Origin of the sequence: Paraburkholderia bengalensis, assembly GCF_037126505.1 — a bacterium.
Taxonomy (GTDB): domain Bacteria; phylum Pseudomonadota; class Gammaproteobacteria; order Burkholderiales; family Burkholderiaceae; genus Paraburkholderia; species Paraburkholderia bengalensis.
Genome location: NZ_JACFYJ010000007.1, coordinates 1 through 24,931, shown reverse-complemented (window position 1 = coordinate 24,931; position 24,931 = coordinate 1). Strand labels below are relative to the sequence as shown.

Here is a 24,931-nt window from a genome sequence, read left to right as displayed (position 1 = left end):
TACGGCGCGGCGAGAAATTTTGTATGACGATACGAATCATTGGTGCGGGTGGCTTGGGTCGGGAAGTACACGCCGCACTTCTTGCGATGGGGCTCGAAGTGGATTCGTTTCTTGTCGAGCGAGGATTCGCTTCCGGGCCGGTGCAAAACCTGCCGGTACGCGAACTGGCTTTTGAAGACCACGATGAAATCGTCAACGCTGAGTTCGTCATCGCCGTTGGCGACAACAAAGCTCGACTTAGAATCGCCGAGCAGCTGGGGCCAACCAGTTTCAGAACGGTGATCCACCCTGCCGCAACCATCGGCCCGCAGGTGAAATTCGGCGAAGGCGTCATGGTGCTTGGCACTGGGAGTTTTACGACTGATATCAAGATCGGCCCTCACGTACTCGTGAATCCGGGCTGTAATATTTCGCACGATTGTATAATTGGCGCTTTCGCAAGCCTTGGCCCAGGCACATCCCTTGCCGGCCGTGTAACGATAGAAGAAGGCGCGAACCTCGGTGTCGGCGTGGTCGTGGCACCTGGATGTGTCATCGGCGCGTGGTCTACCGTAGGTGCGGGCGCTGTAGTGGTGCGATCCGTAGAACCAGGTACCACTGTCGTGGGAGTGCCTGCACGCCCGCTCGTCAGGCGGCAGCCTGATCATCTTTAATTTTCCGATGTCCTGTCACTCATGCCGAGCGAAACTATCAAAGTATTGATTCCGCGCCTCCCGAGCACGGACGCGCTGTTACCTTATCTCAACCGCATCGATTCGGCTCGCATCTACAGCAACTATGGGCCGCTTCATCACGAGTTCAGTGCCCGTCTTTCGCAACTGACGGGCGCACCCGGCATCACGATCACGTGCAATGGCACATCAGCGATCGAACTGGCGCTACGCGTTCGCGCGAAATCTGGACGACGTTATTGCTTGATGCCCGCGTTCACGTTCATCGCAAGCGCGCACGCAGTCTGCAACGCTGGACTTACGCCATTTCTACTTGACGTGTCCGAGCAGCACATGATGCTCACGCCGGAGATCGTAGAAGCTGCACTGCCGCAACTGGACGAACCGCCTGCCGCAGTACTCGTCGTCAGTGCGTTCGGCGCTCCGCCCGATTTCAGCCGTTGGAAAGCATTCGAGGCGAAGCACGGTATCCCGGTCGTATTTGATGCGGCTGCCGCAGTGACCGCTCTCGATGGAGTCGGCGAACAACCGGTATGCGTCAGCCTGCATGCAACAAAAGTGGTTGGAATTGGCGAAGGCGGTGCCATTCTTTGTTCCGATCGCGATCTGATCGAACGCACAACCGCGATGACAGGTTTCGGTTTTCTCGGTGCCGAACGGGTATCGGCGATCCAGGGCGGCAACTATCGGATCTCTGAGTACGCCGCGGCGGTCGGCATGGCGGTCATGGACGGTCTCCCCGCACGCCTTGAGGCATTGCGGAAGCTATCACGTGCCTATCTGGAAAGATTAAAGACGAAGGACGTCCGGGTACAACGCGGCGTAGGTGACGAATGGGTCACCATGACCTTCAACGTGGTCGTGCGGCCTGAAGCGTTGCAAGCTACCCTTGAGCGGCTTGACGCTCAGCATATCGAATGGCGACGCTGGTGGGGACTCGGATGTCACCGGCATCCCGCATTCGCCGATGCACCTCGCTGCAATCTGACGACCACAGACGCACTGGCGCCTCGCGTGATCGGCCTTCCTTTCCATGATCGTCTATCCGAACAAGACCTCGACCGCATTGCCGATTGTCTTCCATGAGCGATAAACCTCTGCTTTCCTACATCGTCCTCTCGTACAACTACGAGCGCTACATCGATAAGACGATTCGGAGCATCCTGAACCAGACCATCCAGGACTTCGAAATCGTGGTGGTGGACGATTGTTCGCGCGACAATTCGGTCAATGTCGTGCGGAGCTTCCGGGACCCGCGGATTCGCGTCATCCAGAACGAGCGGAACCTGGGTGGCGCGGGCAGCTACAACCGCGCGGTCTCCGCCTGCAAGGGCGAATGGATGGTCAACCTGGACGCGGACGACTGGATCGCGCCACACAAAGCGGAGCGTCAACTTGCGCTCGCTGCTGCGAATCCGCGCGTCGATATCATCGGCACGTACATCTCGGTGTACGACCAGGACGGCTGCCCGCATCCGAATGCGGACGCTCTGGAAGAAGCTGTCAATCGGCCTCACGAGTTTGGGCGGGTCGACACATGGATCGGTGCCAATCATCTTTGCCGCTCATCCACGATGGTGCGGAGCGCGGCCCACCATCGCATCGGGCTCGATGACGCGAACATGGTTCGCGCGCCTGACTACGAACTCTGGACGAGAGCATTGCGCGAAGGGTGCGGATTTGCCCTCATTCCCGAGAAGCTCACATTCATCCGCGCCACCTCCAGCGGCGTAACACATGCTGACCCCCTCGGCTCGCTGTTGGAGATTGCCTATGCAACGCTGCGCAATCTGATTCCGCTCGCGGAAAAACGCGCGCTCCACCCATCGATCGCACGCATGATCGGCTGGGTAGCTCACCATGAACAGTTGAGTCGGCTAACGCCAACTGAGCGGTATCGACTGCTCGGCATGCTGATGCAATCCACGTCGGTTGGCGACTATGAGAGCTTCAGAGCCCTCCTGAGAAACACCGAAGAGCGCCCTGAGTTGGTGACGGTGGGACGCAGATGCATGGCGTTACTCGATAAGGGCACGCCCCTTTATCAGGAACTGAGCAAGCTCAACAAAGATGTCGAGGCATACATCGGCGCTCGTGACCATTGGCGTAGCGAATGCGAGAAATGGCAGCGTGCCTATCTCGAAGCTACGGGACAATCGGTATAACGCGCATACGACAGACGAGGCTTTGGCCAGTCTCCAGACGTGCACCGCCGGTCGCGTCCACAAAGACACCCGATGAACGAATTCTTATGACAGACAATCAGGCAGCCCAATTCACCTGCAACATATGTTCGCATTCCAGTTTCTCTCGAACGGTGACTCGAGGCGATGGCCGACGGGTTCTGTTCTGCGAAAGCTGTGGAATGGGTGTCGTCGAAGCGCCACCTGGCGACACCAGTGTCTTTTACCGCGACGACTACTATGGGAAGAACGAAAGCGAAACCATTGGCTATGCGGACTATGCATTCACCGCCGAACACGGGCTATTGTGGGCGCAACTTCTGGTTCAGGCTCTCAAGCCGGCCGGGCGAGTATTGGACGTTGGATGTGCCGACGGATTCCTTCTCCGCAAACTCGGCGACGCCTACGAGAAATTCGGTATCGAGGTGAATAAAAAGGCAGCGAATACGGCAGCTGCGGCTGGCGTCACGATGGTTGCAGATGACGTCCTTAGTCCCGCCGTCGCCGCACAACTCGGTGGTTCGCTCGACGTAGTCACATCGATCGCAACGTTCGAGCACGTTCTGGATCTAAGGCGCGCGTTCACTACCGCTCTTTCGCTGCTCAAGCCCGATGGCGTGCTGGTCTTCGAAATTCCGTTGATCTCGGAGACCCGCGATAACAACGACTGGTTCAACGGCTCATACGAGCATATCTATTATCCGACGATACCTGGGCTCGAACGCCTGTTTTCGAGCTACGACGACTTGTTTGTCAGCGGCTTCGAATCTGACATAAAGGGATACGGGTCCACGTATATCGGTGTCGTGACCCGACAGCAGGAAATGAGCGTTCGTGTCGACCACCTCGTCAAGGCTATGAAGCAGACGGATCTTCAAGCACTGACCGAGCAGGAGAAGGCGCTCAATCTCGCATACAACGTCGTGCACTCGTTCCACCCAACTCCTGAGCGGGTACTCGCCCTTCCCGTCTTGCTCCAACGAGCCTACAGCCACGCGTTAGTGACTCGCCTGACTCAACTCTGGTACACCGATAGCGTGAACGCCGTCAACGCTGATTGGTATGAAGGTCAAGCCAGGAACTGGCGTAACGCATACGAGCAACTCGAGAAAATGACACCTCGCGATGCGGGTGAGCAATCTCAAGACTAACTTTGATCTGGCGGCCTGAGCGCAGACATGAAGAAACCTACTATCCTCGCCTTGCTGCCCTTCCTCGTGAAAGGCGCGTTGTCCATCGCGGTGTTGCGCGAAATGCGCAAACGCGGCTTTGATGTCACGGTAGCGTATTGCGCCGACGCTTCCACTGTCTATACACCCGATCCGATGGATGACTTTTGGTCCGCCGATCGGATCCTGGACCTTAGCGGTACGTCAGTTCATGAGTATCGTGAGCTCGTTTGGAACGAAATCCAGCGGCGCGACGTAGATCTGATACTCCAGATAGGTGCCTACTCGTTGTATTCGCATTTGCCATACTGGAAGGAAAGAAGACCCGAGCTCCGAATCGTCGATACGCTTTACAACGAGGTCGGCCATGTCGTAAATCATTTTCTTTACGAGCGCTGCATGGATGGGGTGATCGTTGAAAGCGAGTACATGCGACGCTTTGTTCAATCATGCACACACAAGGAAGACGCCAATATTGCAGTGGTACGCAGCGGCATCGATGTCGATTGGCTGACGCCAGATAGCAATCGTAGATCGGGAAATGGCATCGTTGTCGGATACATCGGGCGCATGTCGTCGGAAAAGAATCCTCTTGGATTCGTCGAACTGGTAGAAGCAATTCATGAACTCGTTCCTGGGGCAACGTTCCGGATGAGCGGCGAGGGAGATCAGGCAGCGTTGGTGCGCGGACGCATCGAAGTGAGTCCCGCCGCCGGAAGGCTCACTTACGATGGTTATGTCGAGGACCTCCGCGCAGCACTACGTTCACTCGATGTTCTTGTGCTGCCGTCTAAACTCGATGGGCGCCCGAATATCGTCATGGAGGCCAATGCGTGTGGCATTCCCGTCATCGGAGCTCCCGTCGGCGGAGTGCCGGAGCTGATCGAAGACGGTAAGAACGGCTACCTCATTGGCCCCAAAGATGCACTTCCCATCGCCAATCTGCTGGCTGGATGGGCGAACGATCGCGCAGCGCTTCGCGAGATTCAGAGAACTTCCAGGCTCATCGCTGAAGAAAAATTCAGCCGACCGAAAATGATGGATACCTATGCCGACACGTTTGAGCGGTTTGTGACTTGAACGAATCGCGCGGTATCAAGGCGGGCGCCGGGCAAACGTTTCTACAAATCACGATTAAATAGCTCAATTGCTCCGCCGCCCGCCCAATCGACGCGACGGATAGATGATTGTCCGATGACGGACCTGCGGAAAATTTCAGAGACTAACCTACCCTTGAATTTGTCGAGTGTTCGGGAAAGACGCCGGAATCCGCGAAGCGTTTGAAGTATTGGCGAAGCGTAATGGAATAGCCCGCGTCCATTCGCTCTGCCTGCTCCGGCAGCGTCACCAACAACACGAAGTATCGCTTTGAGAGCACTCAAATGGCTTTCAATTACTTCCGAGCCGCGGACGGGTTGACTGGACGGCGCGCGCGGAAAACTGCGCGTAAGCCTCTTTACCAGCGATTGAAAAGGCTAACTTCGCCCAGCCGCAATCACTTTCCGGAAAAAGTCAGACGGCCGCGGAATACTGTCCGCCGCAGAAGTCTGCTTGACCAGCGACATACTTCTCGTTCGAATCGCATGCGCGGTGTTCGGCACGATCTTATGAATACCGCCGCGATTAAGCACATCGATGTTCCAGCACCAGTCCTCATAGCCAATGCCGTTTTTGAGGTCGGTGCCCGCATACGGCACTTCGCGCAATAAATCCGCCGAAGTAAAACACAGCGATGTCCAAAGATTGGTATAGCCGAGATCCGCTATGTGAAACGACGGATCTTCCATATCCACGTGCATAAAGATATAAGGCGTGACACCGAAATACGCGTTGGCTTCCGGGTGCCAAACGACCTTGCGAGGATCGGCTTGCGCGGCAGCATGAGCCCGAACCAGCCAGTCGGCTCCCCAGATGTCGTCTGCATCGAGAAAACCGATCCACTTTCCGTGAGCGCGTTCGACAGCAGAGTTCCTTGAGTAGCCCAGATCGCCGTGCTCGACGACCTCGATTCGCAGCCCCGGTTCATGCCGCGCGAATTCGTTGAAGACTTCCTGCGTGATCGCATTCGGCTTGTCCAGGATCGCAAGAAGCTCCACGCGCAGGCCGCTCGATCTCGCGTTGGCTGCGGCCTGCGAGAGGCTGCGCAACGACGGCTGTGCAATCAGTCCTTCCGCATGCCCATTGATGACCGCGGTGATGTCGAATTCTGGCATGGCTTCAATCGATAAAAGAGGGAGACGCCTGCAGCGTATTCATGATCGCTGCCCGCGAGCGATCTGCTTTATCCGCTTCGATCACATGCGCAGAACTGGCCGCATCGTTATCGGCGACAGCCTTAGCCGCACGACTGGGTGAATGCAGCGGCACGAGACGGCTTTTCAGTGAGGGAGGCAAACCATATTCGGATGCCACACTTTCCTGGAATTGAAGGCTCTCTACATACACTTTGCGCAAGAACGGAAGACCCTCGCGAAAGTGAGTGTGTGCAAAGTCATTCGCGCGACTGCCCACGCCGCCGTCGCTGCCATAAAGGTACGCATATAGATCGGTCGCCGATTGAAGCGCGCCGCCTTTTCGCACTATCGTGTCCCAACATGCAGCACTGTCGATATTGAGAACGGCCTTGGGTCGAACCGAAAGAATCAGTTTCTCTACGATCGATGCCCGTTCCGCTCGCGTCAGCGGTTCTCCGAAGTTCGACAGGCAACGCGTATGAACGCCCGCTGCGTGATCCTTGTTCGCTCGCTCATCGTCAGTGAACACGATGAGCGTCGAGTCCGCACCGTGCGCTTCAATTGCAGCGTGTGCGGCATCGAGGGCAATTTCCGTCATCTCTGCGTGAAGCGGATCGGCAACAAAAACGATGCAGCGAAACGGATGCTCCAGCGATTCGAACAATGCACGCCACGCACGAAGTGCCGGCCAATGTTGCCCGCCGCCATGAATGCCGAGAAGGTGCGGCGAGGCCAATGCCGGATCGAGCGCGACAGCGGGCTCCAAAGCGCCCGCCTCCTCGTACATCTTGCCGACCGTTGCAAATACTCGCGCATCAAGACCGCAACGCCTTCCCTCGTTTCGGCCGATCGTCAGATAGTGAACCAGCGGATGAAGGCCGCTTGGCAGAACGTCCGAATATTGCGTGGTGTACCAGCGCGGATCGAACGAGGGACTCGGCCGGCGGCCCTCTTTTCCGCCCCATTCGACGTAGTGCTTGAGGGGATCAATGCCAGCGTTGGCCACATCGGGATACGTCTGCCGGTAGAACGCCGCATCGAACAGCCCAGACTGCTCGATGATCCTGCGGTCTTCGGAAGAACGAGACCGGCTGCCGTTTCCGTTGCGGCCACCGTTAGCCGATCCAGGGATGCGCGACGGCGCGATCACGCGTCGGGCCGCTCGACGCAGCGACGAAATCAACGTATTGAGAAACATATCGACGGACCACACTCTCCGGGTTCTTCTCTCTCGATCACGCAATGGCATCCACTGGTGGAAACCGCTGTCGCATATCGATGGTTTGTTATCGTTCTGGCAGGCGGGTTGACGCTTTCCGGCGTTGGACATCATAGCTGCAACTCAATGGCACGCCTCATCTGGCGTTGCGCATCCGGACGCCGTCCCGCAACCCGTGCAGCATCTTGCCCAACGCGAGCAACCGCTGCGGATGGAACAGGGTCACGAACACCACCATTTGCAGCAGGCGTATCGTATCCAGACGTCTCCAGGCCCAGCACGGATAGCTGCGCCGCTGCAGCAGCATGCTGTTGCGAATCATGAAATAGTAGCGAAATGGCTTATGCAGCGGGACTTCTCGCCAGCGACCAAGCCAAACCCTGCGGCGCGATTCGCCAAGGGAGTGCGCCATCGCCGCCGCGCAATGGCCCCACGCCATATAGCCCTTGGCGCGTGCCCGCAGCACCCATTCTGTATCGACCTGGTCGATGAACAGCTGCTCATCCATCGCGCCGACAGCGTCGAGCACCTCAATCGAGATCAACGATCCCGACGAAATCAAAAGATCGGTCATGACGAACGGCTGGCCCGGCTCGCACCCGACAGGCGCGAAACGCAGCCCTCCGAAGCGCACATGCGGCGCTAAACGTCCCGTCTGACGATCCCTGCTGCGGGGCCCGACGGCTGCCACCTTGTTGCCCGCCGCCACGAGATCCTCATGCGCCGACTTCAGCGCGGCCACCATCCCACGATCGGGCTCGCTATCCTGGTCCATGAGCAACACGTACTTCGCGCCTTGCGTGCGCGCCCATGCAATACCGACATTGTGGGCAGCCGCAATTCCAAGGTTTTTTTCCAGCGATATCACGCGAACGGAGGTAATGCCCAGTCCCGTGACAAGACCGGCCACATCCTGCGCTGAACCATTGTCGACCACGACGACATGTTCCGTCTGCGGTGTAATGGCCTTAAGCAGCGCACCGAAACGCGTCGAATCTGGCTGATAGGTGACGACTACGGTCACCACTCCCGCAACAGCGGACATCGAAGATTCATTCATATCTGCACGGGTTGCGCGACACGCGTCCGTTTGGTGCGTCCGCCGCGTCAGTCGAACTGCAGCGCGGCGAGAATTACATCGCGCTGATTGAACCAGCCGTATTTCGAACGCGCGTCTTCTCGACCGCTTTCGATCAGCGCGGGCCATCTGGCACTATCGTCGATCGCGCGCTCGATCACCGTCAACCATTGCTGCGCCTGCGCGAGATAGCCGTTATCGCCGTCCCGGATCGCGCCGGCGTAGGTGTACGAAGGCGACGCGACGCTCATCGTCCCGACGACGGCCGCCTCGAAATACTTGAGTTCCGATTTGCAATTCGTGAAGTCATTGGACTGCAACGGCATCAGATTGAACTCGACAGTACTGATCAGGCGCTGCAAGTTGACGTAATCGTGAAACGGCTGACGCTTGACCCGGTCGCCGAATTTGCTGAGCGCCGGACCGGCCTCGATATAGCCGACCACCATCAGTTCGATTCTCGGATCTGACGCGAGCAACGCCTCGATGGCGGGAACGATGATCGCGTAGTCGAGCTTGTGCGACGGCGAACCGCTGAAATAGCCAAGGTGAATCTTGTCGTCGCGCGCGAACCCTGTGGCCTGCTTATGTTGAAAGAGCGCATCGGAATACTCGATTTGCTCCTTGTTCATGAAGTTCGGCACCACGCTCACCGGCAAACCGGAGAATGCTGCAATTTTGCCGGCCAGAAAATCGTTCGTCGTAATGGCGCCGTCGCACATTTTCAATGCTGTGCCGAGGCGGCCAATGTACGAGAACCAGTAATCCCAACGGCCGGCGTCGCGAACGTCTTCGTCGAGCGTGTTCATGATCAGGTGCGCATAGCTCGAATCGAAAACGAAATCGTCGATATCGAACAGCACGCGCTTGCCCCGAAGCCGGAACTTCATCACGAGCTGATTGATGCGATGACAGTAGCGCGATCGGCAGATCACCAGCACATCCGCGAGATCGGCTATCTCGTCGATTCGCGCCCAGTCCTGAAGAAAGAAAAAGCTCGCCGATACATCCTCGCTCTCGCCGTGGTTCAACACCTGCGCCATGTTATAGGCGCGGTAACGAAACGTGCTGTTATTCGGCTCTTCGTAGAAGTAGGCAACCCGCCGCTTGCCGCGCGCGAGCATCCTCACACGTTCGCTCAACGGCAGAATCCACGGGTCCGAATAGGCCTTTGGAGCGATATCGACTTTAAACATTAGAGTTCTTCGGACAGCTGCTTGATGATCTTGCCGAATGCTTGCTGCCAATCACCAGCAAGTCCGTTGTTACGGAAGTTCTGCTCGCGCAATGGCTGGTTCGCCGCCAATGTCACGGCGGATCGCAGCGCTTCAACCAGCGCATCACGATCGAGGTCCGCGCAAATCAGATTCGACGAATAGCTGGACAAGTCCGTCTTGTTGGCGAAGCGATTGGTCACCACGACCGCGCCGCTTGCGGCCAGATCCAGCGGGGGATAACTCGGGTGCGGCGTGCTCATCAGGCTCAGGCCAACATCGATCGTGCCTGCGAGATCGGCGTACTGGGACCACGTGAGATTCTCGAACTTCTGAGGCACATAGCCACCGTCGAAGACCACGGCGGGTATGTCCTTGCCCACCAGACACACATCCCATTCCGACGTATCCAGCACCTTTTCAGCGATCGCCCGCTCGATGACTTCGATCCCGAGATAGAAAAGATTGCGTCCGTTATTCGGCCGCGCATAAAAGAAGAAACGCTTCTTTTGCGACGGCTGCTTGATGCGCGGATGAAAAATGGTGGCGGGAAAAGCCGGCTCGAACCATGTTCCCTTCGCGGCAATATTGCTGAGACCGTCCGACGCAAAATGATCGAACAGGAGTTTGGTGTTGATCAGAAAACGGATGTTCGTGTTGCGCAACGTGTCTTCGCATTTGACGCGCTCGTCGCTAAACGCATAAAACATCCGCTCATCTTCCTGCAATAGATAAATGATCGATTCGTGCGGTACGCTGGGCAAAGTCGCTGCAGTCGTCCACCACGACGTCGTGACGAAGAGATCTCCCTCTTTGATGTCGAGTTCATATTTCTGATCGAAGAATGCGGCAAACTTGAACTGCACTTCGTGCTTCAGCTTGATGCCGTACAACGAGAGAATATGATCGATGTTTTGAGGTTGCGCACGCTGGGTGCGCGTGACGATTCGCAGTTGCGCATCGAGTTCATTGGCGAGCAGGGCCGAGAAGATCAGCGCGGTCCCGACTCCGCCGAACAGGCTGCCGCTCGAGACGCTGTCCGTCACGATACTGACGCGCCGGACACCGGATGCAGGAATCGAATACGTCAGCAACGGCGCAAGCGACTCGAAATGCTTGCGGTACAGTTGCTGCACGCTTCTCGGTCCCCGCTCTCTGCCCTCGCCCGATGCATTCGACGAAGCCTGGAGCTTCGTGGCCAACTTCCGGTAGACAATCTGCCGCAACGCCGAAGTCCCATGGCTTTTCCAGTAGCAGTAGGCCCTGTACGCACGATCAATCATTGGAAGTCCTCGTTGCATGCCGTTGCGCGGCACTCGTCATTTTATTTCGACCGACTATCGTTCACCATCGACTTCGGTGATTCGATTCCACAGCATCGAAGGCTGAAGCGCGAATACCGCTTCTTTCTCAGCCTTCGTTTTCAAACATCACTTTGCGCTCAAAACTGCGCTTCGTACTGCGAGACGACCTCTTCCGTCGGCCCGAACGCCCGGACGTGCCCCCGCTCCATCCAGAGCGTCTTGTTGCATACCTTCCGAATTTCCGAATTCGAGTGCATGGCCAGCACGACGATCTCAGCACGGCTGTGAAGATCTGCGAGACGTTGTTCTGCCTTATGCATGAACGACGCATCGCCTACGCCCATCACTTCGTCAAGCAAGAGAATTTCGGCGTCGACCGCAGTCGAAATGGCAAAACCCAATCGCACGCGCATCCCGCTCGAATAGGTTCTGAGCGGCAGATCGAGATAGTCGCCGAGTTCGCAGAACTCCGCGATCGACTGCTGCTTCTCACGAATCTCCGCATCCGTCATGCCGAGCAACAGACCTCGCAGACGAATGTTCTGCATGCCCGTCGAGTTTTCGTCCATGCCGAGACTGATATCGAGCAGCGGCACGACTTTTCCGTCGCTTTCGACCGTTCCATACGTTGGCGAGTAAATGCCCGCCATCAACCGGAGCAGCGTGGATTTGCCCGCACCGTTGTGGCCGATCAGACCGACGCGATCACCGCTTTCGAAACGCAGATCGACGTTATCGAGCGCACGGACGACGATCACGCCGTCGTTGCTCTCGGCGATCGAATTGCGCCGACCCATGCGCATGACCTGCTTCTTCAGCGACCGCGCCTGTACATCGTAGATGGGCAGATCGAGCGTCGTGCCTTTGAGTTCAATGTACGCCATGATGTGCCCTCTTAGACCCAATACGGAATGCGTTTCAGAAAGCGCCCCGTCAACGTGAGCGCCACGACCCAGCCGACCACGGCGAGACCGCCCGCTACACCCCACGTCATCGCACTCGGGAATTCTCCGATCAGCGGCGCGCGAACCAGTTCAATCAGATGCGCAAGCGGATTCAGTTCGACGATGAACGAATAATGGGTCAGCGAATTCGGACGGTAAATGATGGGCGTGACGTAAAACGCAATCTGCATCAGCGCCGCGATGATTTGCGGCAAATCGCGAAAACGTGCGGACAGCAGCCCAGCGACCATGGCAATCCACAGCGCGTTGATCATGTACAGCAACAAGGCGGGAATAAAGACGGGCAGCGTTTCCCAGCTCTTGACGCCGAAAAACACCATCAGCAGCAGCACGATCAGAAAGTTATGCGCGAGGATGACAAGATTGCGCCACGCAACCTGCAACACGAAGATGAGCTTGGGCGTCGCCGCCTGCCGGATGTACTGGCCGCTGCTGATGTACGCGGTGCTGCCCTCGAGAACCGTCGCGGAAAACGCGGTCCACAGCACGAGGCTGACGGCGAGGTAAGGCAGATAGTCGCTCATCTTCACGCCGAAGAGCGTGCCGTACACGATGCCGATCGAACCGATCATCACGCCCGTGCTGATCGTGAGCCAGAACGGGCCTACCCGCGAACGCGCGTAGCGTTGCCGCACTTCGAGCCAACCAAGAAGTGTCCAAAGCCGCCAGGAGGCGAGGCTTTGCTTCAAATCAGAAAGTGCCAGATTGTACATTTACGGACTTTTAAACTTTTGCGTTGAAAAAAGGAGGCCCAACCCCAGGGCGCTTCGCCCGTCGTCATGAGCGATCCAGCCGCCCCATGCGGCCTGTCAGGCCATGCCAGATTCCTGTGAACGCCATTCTCAGATGGCTGAGACGCGGCTCCAGGAACAATCCATAAATTGCCAGCCGAAACGGAAACTTGACGAGCTCCGTAGACTTCCAGGTCCAGGGAATATAGCTTCGTTTGATTAAGGCAACTGCGTTCCGGAAGAGATAATAATGTCGCAGCGGACTATGGCTCGGATACTGCCGGCCGAAAACCCGCACCGGCTCGCCGCCCAGTTCGTGCGCGAGCCGCAGGCCCGGCGCGCCAAGCACCGCATACCCTCTCGCCCGCGCCCTTACACACCATTCCAGATCGACGAAATCGATGAACAAGGCATCGTCCATCGGGCCAATTTCGTGCCAGGCGGCCAGATTGATGCACGACCCCGAACTGATCAGGAAATCGATCTCAAGTGGCCGCGTGCCAACGGGTGCAACGCGCTGCAGTCTCAGATACCCGAAGCGAACGAACGGCGCCACGCCGCCAAGACGCGCGTCCTCGTAAGCCGGGCCGATCAACGCAACCCGGCCGCGCTGGTGCTTTTCTTCATCAAGCAACTGCGGCAGCGTCTCCAGCAGCAGACTGGTCGGCTCGCTATCCTGGTCGAATATCAGTGCGCTCGTGCACCCCGCCTTCAGGAGCACGTCGACGCCCTGATTGATGCCCGTCGCGATGCCCAGATTCGCCCCGTTCGCGACGTACACGATCCGCTTGTCGAGGCCGAGCTGTTCGGCCGTCTGCGACTGCTCGGTGTTGTCGACGACAACGCAGAGCCCCGCATTGGCGTAACGATTCGCCCGACGCACGCAAGCGGCGTCGGGTCGATAGAACACGACAACGATTCCCGTCGACGCGCTACTCGACGAGGTAACCCGATCACCCAAACTCATGAGGGGAGATCACTTTAGAAAAATGGGAGCGCAAGTCTCGCGCGAATCGTGAACGCGAACTATGCACATCGATCGGCCATACAAAGACGCAACGCGTCTTGCCAATCCGGCAAGACAAGCCCGAACGTCTCGGACAGCTTGCGGTGCGACATCCGCGAATTGGCCGGCCGCTTCGCAGGAACCGGGTAGTCGCTCGCGCCAATCGGAATCACCTTCGGCGCTTTATCGCCCATCGCCATGTCGAGAATCGCTTTCGCGAAACCATGCCATGACGTTTCGCCGGCCGCCGTCAGGTGATAAATGCCCGATCGCTCGCGCCACCAGTCGATACCGTTGGCCGCCAAACCCTGCGCGACGATATGCGACGTCGAGGTTGCAATGGTGTTGGACCACGTGGGCGCACCGATCTGATCGGCGACGACCCGCAGTTCCGGCCGCTCTGCGCCCAGCTTCAGCATTGTCAGAAGAAAGTTCTTTCCGCGCGTGCCATACACCCAGCTGGTACGCAGGATCAGATGCGCGCAGCCGGATGCGGCGATAGCCTGCTCACCCGCGAGCTTGCTTTTGCCGTAGACGTTCTGCGGATCGGTCGCGTCGTCTTCGGCGTAAGGCGTGCTGCCCGTGCCGTTGAAGACATAGTCGGTCGAATAGTGAATCAGCACGGCACCGCTTCGTGCCGCTTCCTCGGCCAGAACGCCTGGCGCTTCCCCGTTCAGACGCATCGCGGCGTCGACTTCGGTTTCCGCCTTGTCCACCGCCGTGTACGCGGCGGGATTGACGATCACCGACGGCTTCAGCTCACGCACCGTCGAGCGGATTTGCGCAAGATCGGCCAGATCGAGCGCCGCGCGGTCGAGTGCAACGACGCGGCCAAGACCCTGCAGCGTACGGACGAGTTCAAAGCCAACTTGTCCGTTGACTCCGGTGACGAGGATGGTCGGTTGCATGCTCATCGGAATGCCTCAAGCAAACACTTCGGCTTCGCTCAGGCGCTTGCCGGCCGCATCCTTCGCGGCAAGCATGGGCTCGAAGTCGATCGGCCATTCGATACCGATTTCCGGGTCATTCCAGACGATGCTGCGCTCGTGCTCCGGGAACCAGTAGTCAGTGGTCTTGTAGAGGAACTGCGCCGACTCCGACAGCACGACGAAACCGTGCGCGAATCCCGGCGGAACCCACAACTGACGATGGTTTTCCGCAGACAGGATCAGACCTTCCCACTTGCCGAAGTTAGGCGAACTGCGGCGGACGTCGACGGCGACATCGAACACCTCGCCCTCGACCACGCGCACGAGCTTGCCCTGCGCATGCTGGATCTGATAGTGAAGCCCGCGCAGCACGCCCTTCGCGGAACGCGAATGATTATCCTGGACGAACTCGACGCCCGCCTGCACCTTCTCGGCAAATTCCCGCGCGTTGAAGCTCTCGGAGAAAAAACCGCGTGCATCACCGAACACTTTCGGCTCAATAATTTTGACTTCTGGCAGCGACGTACTGGTTACCTGGATGGCCATGCAACTTTGTCCTTCGAGAGATTCAGCAGATATTGCCCGTAGGCGTTTTTCGCGAGCGGGGACGCCAGACGGAGCAATTGTTCCTCGTTGATCCACTTACGCCTGAATGCAATCTCTTCAGGACAGGCGACGACGAGACCCTGCCGCTTCTGCAACGTAGCGATGAACGTGGCCGCCTCGATCAGGGAATCATGCGTGCCCGTATCGAGCCACGCGTACCCGCGCCCCATGATCTCGACATCCAGCTTCTTTTGCGCGAGATAGCGCGAGTTCACGTCCGTGATTTCCAGCTCGCCGCGCGCGGACGGTTTGATGTCGGCAGCGACGTTGCAAACGTCGTTATCGTAGAAGTAGAGCCCCGTGACCGCGTAGTTCGACCGCGGTTTCGCGGGCTTCTCTTCGATGGACAGCGCGCGGAACGACTCGTCGAACTCGACCACGCCATATCGCTCGGGATCATGCACGTGGTACGCGAAGACCGTTGCGCCATCCGTTTGTGCATTGGCGCGCTCGAGCTGCTTGGCGAGGTCGTGCCCATAAAAGATGTTGTCGCCGAGAATCAGCGCCGACGGATCATTGCCGACGAATTCACGGCCAATGATGAACGCCTGCGCGAGACCATCGGGCGACGGCTGCACGGCGTACTGGATATTCATGCCCCACTGCGCGCCGTCGCCGAGCATCGCCTCGAAACGCGGCGTATCCTGCGGCGTCGAGATGATCAGCACATCGCGGATGCCGGCGATCATCAGCGTCGACAGCGGGTAATAGATCATCGGCTTGTCGTAGACCGGAAGCAGCTGCTTCGAGACGACGTGCGTAATTGGATAGAGACGCGTGCCCGAGCCGCCGGCGAGAATAATGCCCTTGCGTGCCATCGTTCCGCCCTTACGCGCGCTGCGCGTAGTTCGTTTCGACCCACTTGCGGTACTCGCCCGAAGCGACTTCGTCGACCCATTCCTGATTGTCGAGATACCACTGGACGGTCTTCGCGAGGCCCGTTTCGAATGTTTCGGCGGGCTTCCAGCCGAGTTCGCGTTCGAGCTTGCGAGCGTCGATCGCATAACGGCGGTCGTGGCCCGGACGGTCCGTCACGTAGGTGATCTGGTCGCGATACGAGCCCTGCGCTTTCGGACGCTTCTGGTCGAGCAGATCGCACAGCGTATGCACGACTTCGAGGTTCTTCTTCTCGTTCCAGCCGCCGACGTTATATGTCTCACCCGGCACGCCGCGCGCCAGCACTTCGCGGATCGCGCTGCAGTGGTCGCCGACATACAGCCAGTCGCGCACGTTTTGACCGTCGCCGTAGACGGGCAGCGGCTTGCCCGCGAGCGCATTGGCGATCATCAGCGGGATGAGCTTTTCGGGGAACTGATACGGTCCGTAGTTGTTCGAGCAGTTGGTCGTCAACACGGGCAAGCCGTACGTGTGGTGATACGCGCGCACCAGATGGTCCGATCCCGCCTTCGTGGCCGAATAGGGGCTGTTCGGCGCGTACGGCGTGGTTTCGGAGAATTGCGGGTCGGTGGCCGACAGCGAGCCGAACACTTCATCCGTCGATACGTGCAGGAAGCGAAATGCCGCTTTGTCTGCATCGTTCAACGTGTTCCAGTACGATCGGGCCGCTTCGAGCAGCGTGAAGGTGCCGACCACGTTGGTCTGCACGAAATCGGCCGGCCCATGGATAGAGCGGTCGACGTGGCTTTCGGCCGCGAAATGCAGCACGGCGCGCGGCTTGTGTTCGGCGAAGAGTCTGTCCAGCGTGTCACGATCGCAGATGTCGGCGCGAACGAACACATGACGAGGATTATCCTGTTGAGATTTCAACGTGCCCAGGTTGCCTGCATAGGTGAGCTTGTCCAAATTCAGGACCGGCTCGTCGGAGGCATTCAACCATTCAAGCACGAAATTGGCGCCAATAAAGCCGGCACCGCCCGTTACCAGGATCATGGGATTCCTTCTAGAGATTATCTTGGCCGAGTGGCCGGACGCGGCGCAGCGGCGGCGACAGGTAATTATTGCCTGATTGGCCAGACCCGCCGGCAAAACTGACCGGAGTCACATGGGCGCACGTGGGTACGTAACCGGCCATTATAAAGGTGTCGATGAGAAACACCAGAGCACTAACAATCTGATGCAGTTCGTCAATCAAGCAAGAGAAAGCATCCAGCCGATGGTGTCTTTCAGATCGATGGCAGGCATCTCCGGCACGACGCGATTCAGACGCTCCGCGGAGCCGACCAGCATTTTGACTTCGTTTTGACGGACGAAAGCGGGATTGACGCGCACCTCGATATCGTGCCCCGATACTTCTCGCGCGATCTCAAGAATCTCCGTGAGGGTGCGTGGACTGCCGCTGCAAACATTGAGCACTTCGCCCGCGACAGGCGCCTCGAGCAACGCCCGATACGCCTGCGACACCATCCGCACATCGGAAAAATCGCGCGCGACGTCGATATTTCCTAGCTCGATAACGGGCCGTCGACGGACAAAATGGGAAACGATTTTCGGCACCAGGAATCGCTCGGACTGCCCGCGCCCTGTGTAATTGAAAGGCCGTGTGACAACGATCGGCAGCCGGTCGAACCACGTCCGCACGAGGTGCTCCATCGCCAGCTTGCTCGCCGCGTAGTGATTGACAGGCGCGGGGGCCGTGTCCTCGTCGACGACGCCTTCGGCATTGCCGTAGATATTCGCGCTGCTCGCGATCAGGATCTTGCGCGGCTCGTGTCCGACGTCGATGCACGCCTGCAGCAAGTTCGTCGTGCCGATCACGTTGACGTTGTACATTTCCAACGGATCGTCGTGCGCGACGAAGCTGATCGCCGCGAGATGGACGATGAACGCGGGTTTCAGTTCGCCGATCAGGCGTCGGCAGTCGGACAGCGACGTGATGTCGAGCGCGCGTTCGCCCGCCTGCGGCTCGCCCGCCGTCGTGCCGATGACTTCGTAGCCCGCGTCGGCGAGTTCCTGTCGCACGTAAGCCCCCGTGAAGCCGCTCGCCCCCGTGACAAGTACGCGATGGATGACTGGCTCAGACGGATGCCGCAAACCGCTTTCCTCCGTAATCTGACTGCGTTTCACGCAAAGGTCGCCGATTTTTCAGACAAATCGTGAAAAGGCATTTTGACGGTCAGAAAGTGATCAAAAAGTCCGAAAAAAATCAAAATAATTCCGCGCTTGCGTGGCGATTTCTGCGCGCTCGGCGCTGGTGCAGAAAACGTCTGACCATGCCGACGCTCGCCGACACGTAGCCGCGGAACGCGCGCTATCATGTCGCGTTGTGCAATGCAGCCAGCCGCAGCCGTTTCGGACGGATCGCCGGGCGAATGCCCGCCGCGCCGCAACCGTTCGCAGCTCGCTCCCCGGACACCACTTCTTCCCGATGACCGCTTCCACCCCTTCCGCTCCCCTCGCTTTCGGTGACCTGCAGGGCTGCCGTACCCAGTTCCAGCAACTGCTCGCGAAGGCTGCGCCGCCCGCCGACGCGCCGCTCTGGTTCGCCGGCGACCTGATCAACCGGGGCCGCGAATCGCTAGCGACGCTGCGCGATATCGTCGAGTTCGGCGAGCGCGCGGTGCCCGTGCTCGGCAATCACGATCTGCATCTGCTGTCGGTATCGGCGGGAATCAGAAAGTCCAAGAAAGGCGACACGATCGACGAAATTCTCTCGGCGCCCGACGCCGACGACCTGCTGCACTGGATTCGCCACCGGCCGCTCGCTCACTTCGAAAACGGCATGCTGCTCGTGCATGCAGGCGTGCTGCCGCAGTGGGACGTGCAACTGACGCTGGAACTCGCCGACGAACTGCAGCGCGCATTGCGCGCGCCAAACTGGAAAGAGACGCTCGCGGGCCTGTACGGCAACGAGCCGAGCCGCTGGAAACCGAGCCTCAAGGGCATCGACCGGCTGCGCATCACCTGCACGGCGCTTACGCGGATGCGCTTTTGCAACGCCGACGGCGCGATGGATTTTTCGTCAAGCGGAAGCGTCGACTCGGCGCCTTCTGGCTTCATGCCGTGGTTCGACGTGCCCGGGCGCAAGACCGAGGACATCACGATCGTGTTCGGGCACTGGGCCGCGCTCGGCCTGACGGTCCGCGACAACCTGATCGGGCTCGATTCGGGCTGCGTGTGGGGAGAGCAGTTGTCGGCCGTCCGGCTGGCTCGATCGCCCGCCGAACGCACGGTCACGCAGGTGGAATGCGAAGGCTGCCGCGCCGTCGTGAACTGAGCGCGGCAAGTTCCGCACAAGTTCCGCAACAAGCGGCTGACGCGCTACGCGTGGCGCGTCAAATCGACATCGGGAGTCGGCGACGGTTGTGCCGCACGGCGTGCGGCGGCGTCGATGAATGCCTGCGTGCGGTCGACGATCTGGCCCGAACGATGCGCTTCGGGGTCCTGCAACGCGGCGAGCGCGGCGGCGACAGAAGCCTGTGCCTCGGCGGCCAGCAGGCGCCGGTCGGCGCCGGGCGCGAGCGCCGCGCCGACATACACATGCGCGGTGAGTGGACCGCCGCGCAGCAGCGCATCGAGCGACTGGCCAAGCGACATCTCGCCGATATACGCGGGCGCCGTCGACTGCCTGCCCTGCGCGTCTTCGTACATCAGGCACACCGGCTGCACGGGACGCGACGCCGATACCGCCGCCTGGAACATGTTCGCGTGGAACGGCAGCAACTGCACGCCGTCGGACGTCGTGCCTTCCGGGAACACGCACATCAGTTCGCCCGCGTTCAGCCGGTTGGCGAGGTCATGCATGATGCGCTTCGCATCGCTGCGCTTCTCGCGCTGGATGAACACGGTGCCGAGTTGCTGCGCGCACCAGCCGACCACAGGCCACTTGCGGATCTCGGCCTTGGACAGGAACGGCGTCGGCCGCCACGCATTGATCACGTAGATATCGATCCACGAAATGTGATTCGCGACGACCAGCACGCCTTCGTCGAGCCGCGCGCCGTCGTTGTGCACGACGAGACGCATGCCGCATAGCTGCAGCATCCGCAGCGACCACGCGCGATTCAGTTCCAGACGCTGCTGTGGCGTCGCGCGCGGAAATCGTGTCCAGACCGTCCACATGCCGTGCAGCAGATGCACGACCAGCCGAGCCTTGCGTAACGCGAGCTTCATGTCGAAGTTCTTCCGCTTGTCTTCCAATACGGTTGCGCCGCGCGATCAGCGCTGCTCGAAGGCGATCTGCCCAGACACGACCGTCGCGCGCACGCGCGCCGGCAGTTCGTAGCCAAGGAACGGCGTGTTGTGCCCCTGGCTCTTCAGTGCGCGCGGCTCGATGCGCCAATGCGCGTTCCGGTCGAACACGCACAGATCGGCCGTCGCGCCCGGCTCGATGCGGCCGGCGGGCAGCTTGAGCACGTCGGCGGGCGCGGCCGTGATGCGGTTGAGCGCCTGCGCGAGCGGGACGTTGGCCTCGTCGGCCCACTTTACCGTCAGCGACAGCAGCAGTTCCAGGCCCGTGGCGCCCGGCGTCGCCTCGGCGAACGGCAGCAGCTTTTCGTCGTCGTCGACGGGTGTGTGGTCGGAGCAGATCGCGTCGATCGTGCCGTCCACGAGGCCAGCCCGGATCGCTTCGCGATCGCGCTGCGAGCGCAGCGGGGGATCGAGCCGAAACTGCGCGTCGAAATAGCCGATGTCGATATCGATCAGATGCACGTGATTGACCGTGACGTCGCAGGTCACGGGCAAGCCTTCCGCCTTCGCGGCGCGCATCAGCTCGACGCCCGCCGCCGACGACACATGCGACAGATGCACGCGTGCGCCCGTCACGCGCACGAGTTCGAAGATCGTATGCAGCGCGATCGTTTCCGCCGAAACAGGCACGCCCGACAGCCCGAGCCGCGACGCGAGCGCACCGCTCGCCGCGACGCCGCCCTTCGCGAGATACGCATCCTGCGGGCGCAGCCATACTGTGTAGCCGTACGTGTTCGCGTACTGCAGCGCGCGCAGCAGCACCTGCGTATCGACGATGGGCGTATCGGCCTGCGAAAAGCCGACGCAGCCGGACTCCGTTAACTCGACCATCTCGGTGATCACCTGCCCCTTGAGGCCGACAGTCAGCGCGCCGAGCGGATAAACATGCGCGCGGTTCAGATTGCGCGCGCGAAACTTGAGCATCTCGACGAGGCCCGGCTCGTCGAGCACGGGATCGGTGTCCGGCGGACAGACCAGACTCGTCACGCCGCCCGCGAGCGCCGCCGCCATCTCAGATTCGAGCGTCGCCTTGTGCTCGTAGCCGGGCTCGCGCAGCCGCGCCGACAGATCGACGAAACCGGGCGCGACATACTGGCCCTTCGCGTCAATGGTTCTCGCCGGGTTGAAATCGGCGGGCGCGCTGCCGAGCGCGACGATCTTGCCCGCCGCGATGAACACGTCCTGCTGTTGTTCCGTGCCCGCTGCCGGATCGATCAGCGTGCCGCCCTGAATATGAATCTTCATGCGCTGCCTTTTTCCCTGCCTATGCCTGATGAAGTTGCGCGGACCGCGCGAATCAGTCGTTATTGCCCGCGACGATGCCCATCACGGCCATGCGCACCGCAATACCAAACGTCACCTGGTTGAGAATCACCGATTGCGGACCGTCCGCGACCTGCGAATCGATTTCGACGCCGCGATTCATCGGGCCCGGATGCATGACAATCGCATCGGGCTTCGCGAGCGCGAGACGCTCGGGCGTGAGGCCCCAGCTCTTGAAGTACTCTTGCGCCGACGGCAGCAACGCGCCGCTCATCCGCTCGTTCTGCAGGCGCAGCATGATGATCACGTCGACGTCTTTCAGCCCTTCGTCGAGGTTGTGGAACACGCGCACGCCCATCTGTTCGAGGCCGCCGGGCAGCAGCGTGCGCGGGCCGATTGCGCGCACTTCGGGCACGCCCAGCGTGGTGAGCGCGTGAATGTCGGAGCGCGCGACGCGCGAATGCAGAATGTCGCCGACGATCGCCACGCGCAGATTCGTGAAATCGCGCTTGTAATGGCGGATCGTGTACATGTCGAGCAGGCCTTGCGTCGGGTGCGCGTGACGGCCGTCGCCGGCGTTGATCACATGCACGTGCGGCGCGCAATGCTCGGCGATCAGGTACGGCGCGCCGCTCGACGCGTGACGCACGACGAACATATCGGCATGCATCGCCGACAGGTTGTTGATCGTGTCGAGCAGCGACTCGCCCTTGCTCGTTGAAGAAGCGTTGATGTTGAGGTTGATCACATCCGCCGACAGCCGCTTGGCGGCGATCTCGAACGTGGTGCGCGTGCGCGTCGAGTTTTCGAAGAACAGGTTGAACACCGATTTGCCGCGCAACAGCGGCACCTTCTTCACCTCGCGGTCGGTCACGCTGACGAACTGCTCGGCCGTATCGAGGATGTGCGTGACGATCGCGCGCGGCAAGCCTTCGATGGTCAACAGATGCTTCAATTCGCCGTTCTTCGTGAGCTGCGGATTGCCCTTCAGGAAGCCGTAGCGAAAACGGTCCGTCGACGCGGCGCTATCGGTCGAATCGGTGGAACCTTGGGAAACCGGGTTGGGCGTGTTCATGCGTATTCCTGAGTCAGACCTGGACTGCGGGTCGTGCTGAAGCTGTTCAATGCTGCGGTTCTGCGTTTCTGGGTGCGCATTTGCGTACGTTCGCGCCCTTCACACGCGCCGGACGAGAAGCCTTGCGCGCGCCGACGCATGCGGGCGCGCTCGGCCTCAATCCGCGCGAGGCTCGGTGTGAAACGCGAAGCGCTCGCCGTCGCGCGTCAGCACTAGCGTCGAATGCGCGGGGACGTCGATCGTGCCGCCGATAAAGCGCGCCGCGACGGGCAATTCGCGCCCGCCGCGATCGGCGAGCACGGCCAGTTCCACCGACGCCGGACGTCCATAGTCGTAAAGCTCGTTCAAGGCGGCGCGCACGGTGCGGCCCGTGTACAGCACGTCGTCGACGAGCACGATGCGGCGGTTGTCGACCTCGAACGGCAGCGACGTGGGACTGGCCTGCGTGTGCAGCCCTTTCTTTGCATAGTCGTCGCGATGCAGCGCCACATTGACGACGCCGAAGGTCGGCAAGTTCAGGTCTTTGGCGAGACGCTCGGCGAGCCACGCGCCGCCGCTGTAGATGCCCGCGAGCACCGCGCCGTCCTGGCCACCCAGCGCGTCGCCATAGGCGGCGTGAATCTGCTCGAGCACGGCGCGATACAGCGCCTCGGCGTCAATGGAGCTCATGATCGTCGGAGAGTCCGTCCAGATATTGCTGAAGAATGATGCTCGCGGCTTCGGCGTCGAGCATGCCGGCCTGGCGCGAGCCGGCGCGGATGCCCGCCTCCGCCTCGACGGACGAGTAGCGCTCGTCCACCCACGAGACGGGCAGATTGAAGCGGCCGTTCAACTGGTTGCCGAAGCGTTTGGCGAGCTGGGTTCGTTCGTGCGGCGTGCCATCGGGATGCATCGGCAGGCCGACGACGAGGGCATCAGGCTTCCATTCGTCGATCAGCTTGCCGACGGCCTCGAAGCGATATTCGCGACTGCGGTTTTGCACCACCACGAGTGGCCGCGCGCTGCGCGTGAGCGAATTGCCGACGGCCACGCCGATGCGCTTTTCGCCATAGTCGAACGCAAGCAGCGTCGCTTCGCGTCCGGCCAAAACGCTCATGCGTGCCCCGCTTCGCCGGAAAGCATCGACGACGAAATGCCGAGCAGCGCGAGCGCGGCTTCGAAGCGGTCTTCGGCGGGGACGTCGAACACGATTTTCGGATCGGCCTGAACCGTGAGCCAGCCATTTTTCGAGATTTCATCTTCCAGCTGGCCCGCGCCCCATCCGGCATGGCCGAGCGTCAGCAGAAAACGCTCCGGCCCTTTGCCGCTCGCGACGGCTTCGAGCACGTCTTTGGAGGTGGTCATTTCGAGCCCGCCCGGTACCTGCATCGACGACGTATAGCTGCTCTCCGATGCGTCATGCAGCACGAAGCCGCGTTCCGTCTGCACCGGGCCGCCGAAATACACGGGAACATGCAACAGGGGCTCGATCTCGAGCTTGAGATCGATGCGATTGAAGAGCGCCTGAAGATCAATGTCGGTCGGCCGGTTGATGACGAGGCCGAGCGCGCCGCGCTCGCTGTGATCGCAAAGGTAGACCACCGTTCCTGAAAACGTGGGGTCCGCCATGTTGGGCATGGCGATCAGGAACTGGTTGGTCAGATTGATGCGATCGTTACTCTTGGGCATAGGTGGAATTTTAGCAAAGACAGTGCGCGACTGCGGGGCTGCGCAATGCGCCGAAAATCGTGCAGCAACACGACGGGGAAACCCGCCAGCGACCTGTCTGCAACGGCGCGCGGCCCGAAAACCGCAGTCCATGAACCTGCACTCTATCACGCGCTTTGGCCTTGCCGGGAAGGAGCAACGTGCGCTATCGGGCGGCTCGCGGCATAGGCCCGGCGCCCTTCGCCATCCGATGCGGCATGTCCGTGTCCGTCAGGCGTCGCCCTGCTCGATTGCTCGCGTCAACGAAGCCAGAACGGCCGGCCGCGGACTGCGGTGCGACGCCCGCCGCGACCTTGTGCAGCATCGCGCGCAGCGCTTCTGCGGCGGCTTCGAGATCAACTGCTTGTGCAGCCAGATGTTCATGGACGCTGAATCGTTCATGTCGCCGCCGTACTTCAGTTCGCCTGCCAGCGCTTTGCGGTGCTCGAG

26 protein-coding genes are annotated in these 24,931 nt (G+C 60.1%); 6 read left to right on the top strand and 20 right to left on the bottom strand.

Features of this window, described 5'->3' with window-relative positions; translation table 11 throughout:
- Positions 1-23: 23 nt before the first annotated feature.
- The 5 genes from H3V53_RS06610 to H3V53_RS06590 all read left to right on the top strand — a co-directional run bounded on the left by H3V53_RS06610 (position 24) and on the right by H3V53_RS06590 (position 5,103).
- On the top strand, positions 24-653 hold the full coding sequence (locus H3V53_RS06610; protein ID WP_336597281.1) for a NeuD/PglB/VioB family sugar acetyltransferase: 630 nt from the start codon (positions 24-26) through the stop codon (positions 651-653).
- Positions 654-674: 21 nt separating this feature from the next.
- Entirely contained in the window at positions 675-1,757 is a 1,083-nt protein-coding gene (locus tag H3V53_RS06605; RefSeq protein WP_336597280.1) for a DegT/DnrJ/EryC1/StrS family aminotransferase, read from the top strand.
- A complete protein-coding gene (locus H3V53_RS06600) occupies positions 1,754-2,836 on the top strand; it encodes a glycosyltransferase family 2 protein (RefSeq protein WP_336597279.1) in 1,083 nt (360 codons plus the stop codon). Before H3V53_RS06605 ends, H3V53_RS06600 begins: the two co-directional genes overlap by 4 nt.
- 200 nt (positions 2,837-3,036) lie before the next feature.
- Positions 3,037-4,005 carry a class I SAM-dependent methyltransferase gene (locus H3V53_RS06595; RefSeq protein ID WP_336597278.1) on the top strand — a complete coding sequence of 323 codons (969 nt, stop codon included), beginning with the start codon at positions 3,037-3,039 and terminating at the stop codon, positions 4,003-4,005.
- Positions 4,006-4,032: 27 nt separating this feature from the next.
- Positions 4,033-5,103, top strand: coding sequence for a glycosyltransferase family 4 protein (locus H3V53_RS06590; RefSeq protein ID WP_336597277.1), 1,071 nt, complete (start codon positions 4,033-4,035; stop codon positions 5,101-5,103).
- A gap of 395 nt (positions 5,104-5,498) precedes the next feature.
- Here the strand turns inward: H3V53_RS06590 and H3V53_RS06585 are convergent, their stop codons facing one another.
- From H3V53_RS06585 to H3V53_RS06525, 13 genes are all read right to left on the bottom strand, one after another.
- On the bottom strand, positions 5,499-6,236 hold the full coding sequence (locus H3V53_RS06585; RefSeq protein WP_336597276.1) for a glycosyltransferase family 2 protein: 738 nt from the start codon (positions 6,234-6,236) through the stop codon (positions 5,499-5,501).
- A 4-nt stretch (positions 6,237-6,240) separates the two neighbouring features.
- Entirely contained in the window at positions 6,241-7,590 is a 1,350-nt protein-coding gene (locus tag H3V53_RS06580; RefSeq protein WP_336597275.1) for a hypothetical protein, read from the bottom strand.
- A gap of 22 nt (positions 7,591-7,612) precedes the next feature.
- Positions 7,613-8,521: a glycosyltransferase family 2 protein gene (locus H3V53_RS06575; RefSeq protein WP_336597274.1), complete on the bottom strand. Its 909-nt coding sequence runs from the start codon at positions 8,519-8,521 to the stop codon at positions 7,613-7,615.
- A gap of 62 nt (positions 8,522-8,583) precedes the next feature.
- Entirely contained in the window at positions 8,584-9,750 is a 1,167-nt protein-coding gene (locus tag H3V53_RS06570) for a glycosyltransferase family protein (protein ID WP_336597273.1), read from the bottom strand.
- A complete protein-coding gene (locus H3V53_RS06565) occupies positions 9,750-11,051 on the bottom strand; it encodes a rhamnosyltransferase WsaF family glycosyltransferase (RefSeq protein WP_336597272.1) in 1,302 nt (433 codons plus the stop codon). The genes H3V53_RS06570 and H3V53_RS06565 overlap by 1 nt, the downstream gene beginning before the upstream one ends.
- 158 nt (positions 11,052-11,209) lie before the next feature.
- Positions 11,210-11,956, bottom strand: coding sequence for an ABC transporter ATP-binding protein (locus H3V53_RS06560; protein ID WP_336597271.1), 747 nt, complete (start codon positions 11,954-11,956; stop codon positions 11,210-11,212).
- A gap of 11 nt (positions 11,957-11,967) precedes the next feature.
- Positions 11,968-12,750, bottom strand: a complete 783-nt coding sequence (locus H3V53_RS06555) for an ABC transporter permease (protein WP_336597270.1) — start codon at positions 12,748-12,750, stop codon at positions 11,968-11,970.
- 64 nt (positions 12,751-12,814) lie between these two features.
- Positions 12,815-13,735, bottom strand: coding sequence for a glycosyltransferase family 2 protein (locus H3V53_RS06550; RefSeq protein ID WP_336597269.1), 921 nt, complete (start codon positions 13,733-13,735; stop codon positions 12,815-12,817).
- Positions 13,736-13,794: 59 nt separating this feature from the next.
- Positions 13,795-14,688 (bottom strand): dTDP-4-dehydrorhamnose reductase, encoded by an 894-nt coding sequence (gene rfbD / locus H3V53_RS06545; RefSeq protein WP_336597268.1) that lies wholly within the window; start codon positions 14,686-14,688, stop codon positions 13,795-13,797.
- 9 nt (positions 14,689-14,697) lie between these two features.
- On the bottom strand, positions 14,698-15,249 hold the full coding sequence (gene rfbC / locus H3V53_RS06540; protein WP_336597267.1) for a dTDP-4-dehydrorhamnose 3,5-epimerase: 552 nt from the start codon (positions 15,247-15,249) through the stop codon (positions 14,698-14,700).
- Positions 15,234-16,127, bottom strand: a complete 894-nt coding sequence (rfbA, locus tag H3V53_RS06535) for a glucose-1-phosphate thymidylyltransferase RfbA (protein ID WP_336597266.1) — start codon at positions 16,125-16,127, stop codon at positions 15,234-15,236. The genes rfbC and rfbA overlap by 16 nt, the downstream gene beginning before the upstream one ends.
- A 10-nt stretch (positions 16,128-16,137) precedes the next feature.
- Positions 16,138-17,199 (bottom strand): dTDP-glucose 4,6-dehydratase, encoded by a 1,062-nt coding sequence (gene rfbB, locus H3V53_RS06530; RefSeq protein ID WP_336597265.1) that lies wholly within the window; start codon positions 17,197-17,199, stop codon positions 16,138-16,140.
- 198 nt (positions 17,200-17,397) lie between these two features.
- On the bottom strand, positions 17,398-18,300 hold the full coding sequence (locus tag H3V53_RS06525; RefSeq protein ID WP_336597370.1) for an NAD-dependent epimerase/dehydratase family protein: 903 nt from the start codon (positions 18,298-18,300) through the stop codon (positions 17,398-17,400).
- A gap of 334 nt (positions 18,301-18,634) precedes the next feature.
- Here H3V53_RS06525 and H3V53_RS06520 point away from each other — a divergent pair, with 334 nt between their 5' ends.
- Positions 18,635-19,483, top strand: coding sequence for a symmetrical bis(5'-nucleosyl)-tetraphosphatase (locus H3V53_RS06520; protein ID WP_336597264.1), 849 nt, complete (start codon positions 18,635-18,637; stop codon positions 19,481-19,483).
- Between the two features lie 44 nt (positions 19,484-19,527).
- Here H3V53_RS06520 and H3V53_RS06515 read toward each other — a convergent pair whose 3' ends face one another.
- From H3V53_RS06515 to H3V53_RS06485, 7 genes are all read right to left on the bottom strand, one after another.
- Positions 19,528-20,379 (bottom strand): lysophospholipid acyltransferase family protein, encoded by an 852-nt coding sequence (locus H3V53_RS06515; RefSeq protein ID WP_336597369.1) that lies wholly within the window; start codon positions 20,377-20,379, stop codon positions 19,528-19,530.
- Between the two features lie 45 nt (positions 20,380-20,424).
- Complete coding sequence (locus tag H3V53_RS06510; RefSeq protein ID WP_336597263.1) at positions 20,425-21,702, bottom strand: dihydroorotase; 1,278 nt, start codon at positions 21,700-21,702, stop codon at positions 20,425-20,427.
- Positions 21,703-21,754: 52 nt separating this feature from the next.
- Positions 21,755-22,795: an aspartate carbamoyltransferase catalytic subunit gene (locus H3V53_RS06505; RefSeq protein ID WP_336597262.1), complete on the bottom strand. Its 1,041-nt coding sequence runs from the start codon at positions 22,793-22,795 to the stop codon at positions 21,755-21,757.
- 156 nt (positions 22,796-22,951) lie between these two features.
- Complete coding sequence (gene pyrR / locus H3V53_RS06500) at positions 22,952-23,464, bottom strand: bifunctional pyr operon transcriptional regulator/uracil phosphoribosyltransferase PyrR (RefSeq protein WP_336597261.1); 513 nt, start codon at positions 23,462-23,464, stop codon at positions 22,952-22,954.
- A complete protein-coding gene (gene ruvX / locus H3V53_RS06495) occupies positions 23,451-23,891 on the bottom strand; it encodes a Holliday junction resolvase RuvX (protein WP_336597260.1) in 441 nt (146 codons plus the stop codon). Before ruvX ends, pyrR begins: the two co-directional genes overlap by 14 nt.
- A complete protein-coding gene (locus tag H3V53_RS06490) occupies positions 23,888-24,463 on the bottom strand; it encodes a YqgE/AlgH family protein (RefSeq protein ID WP_147234566.1) in 576 nt (191 codons plus the stop codon). The genes ruvX and H3V53_RS06490 overlap by 4 nt, the downstream gene beginning before the upstream one ends.
- A 249-nt stretch (positions 24,464-24,712) precedes the next feature.
- A partial coding sequence (locus tag H3V53_RS06485; protein WP_336597259.1) for a DUF3597 family protein occupies positions 24,713-24,931 on the bottom strand: 219 nt, incomplete at its 5' end.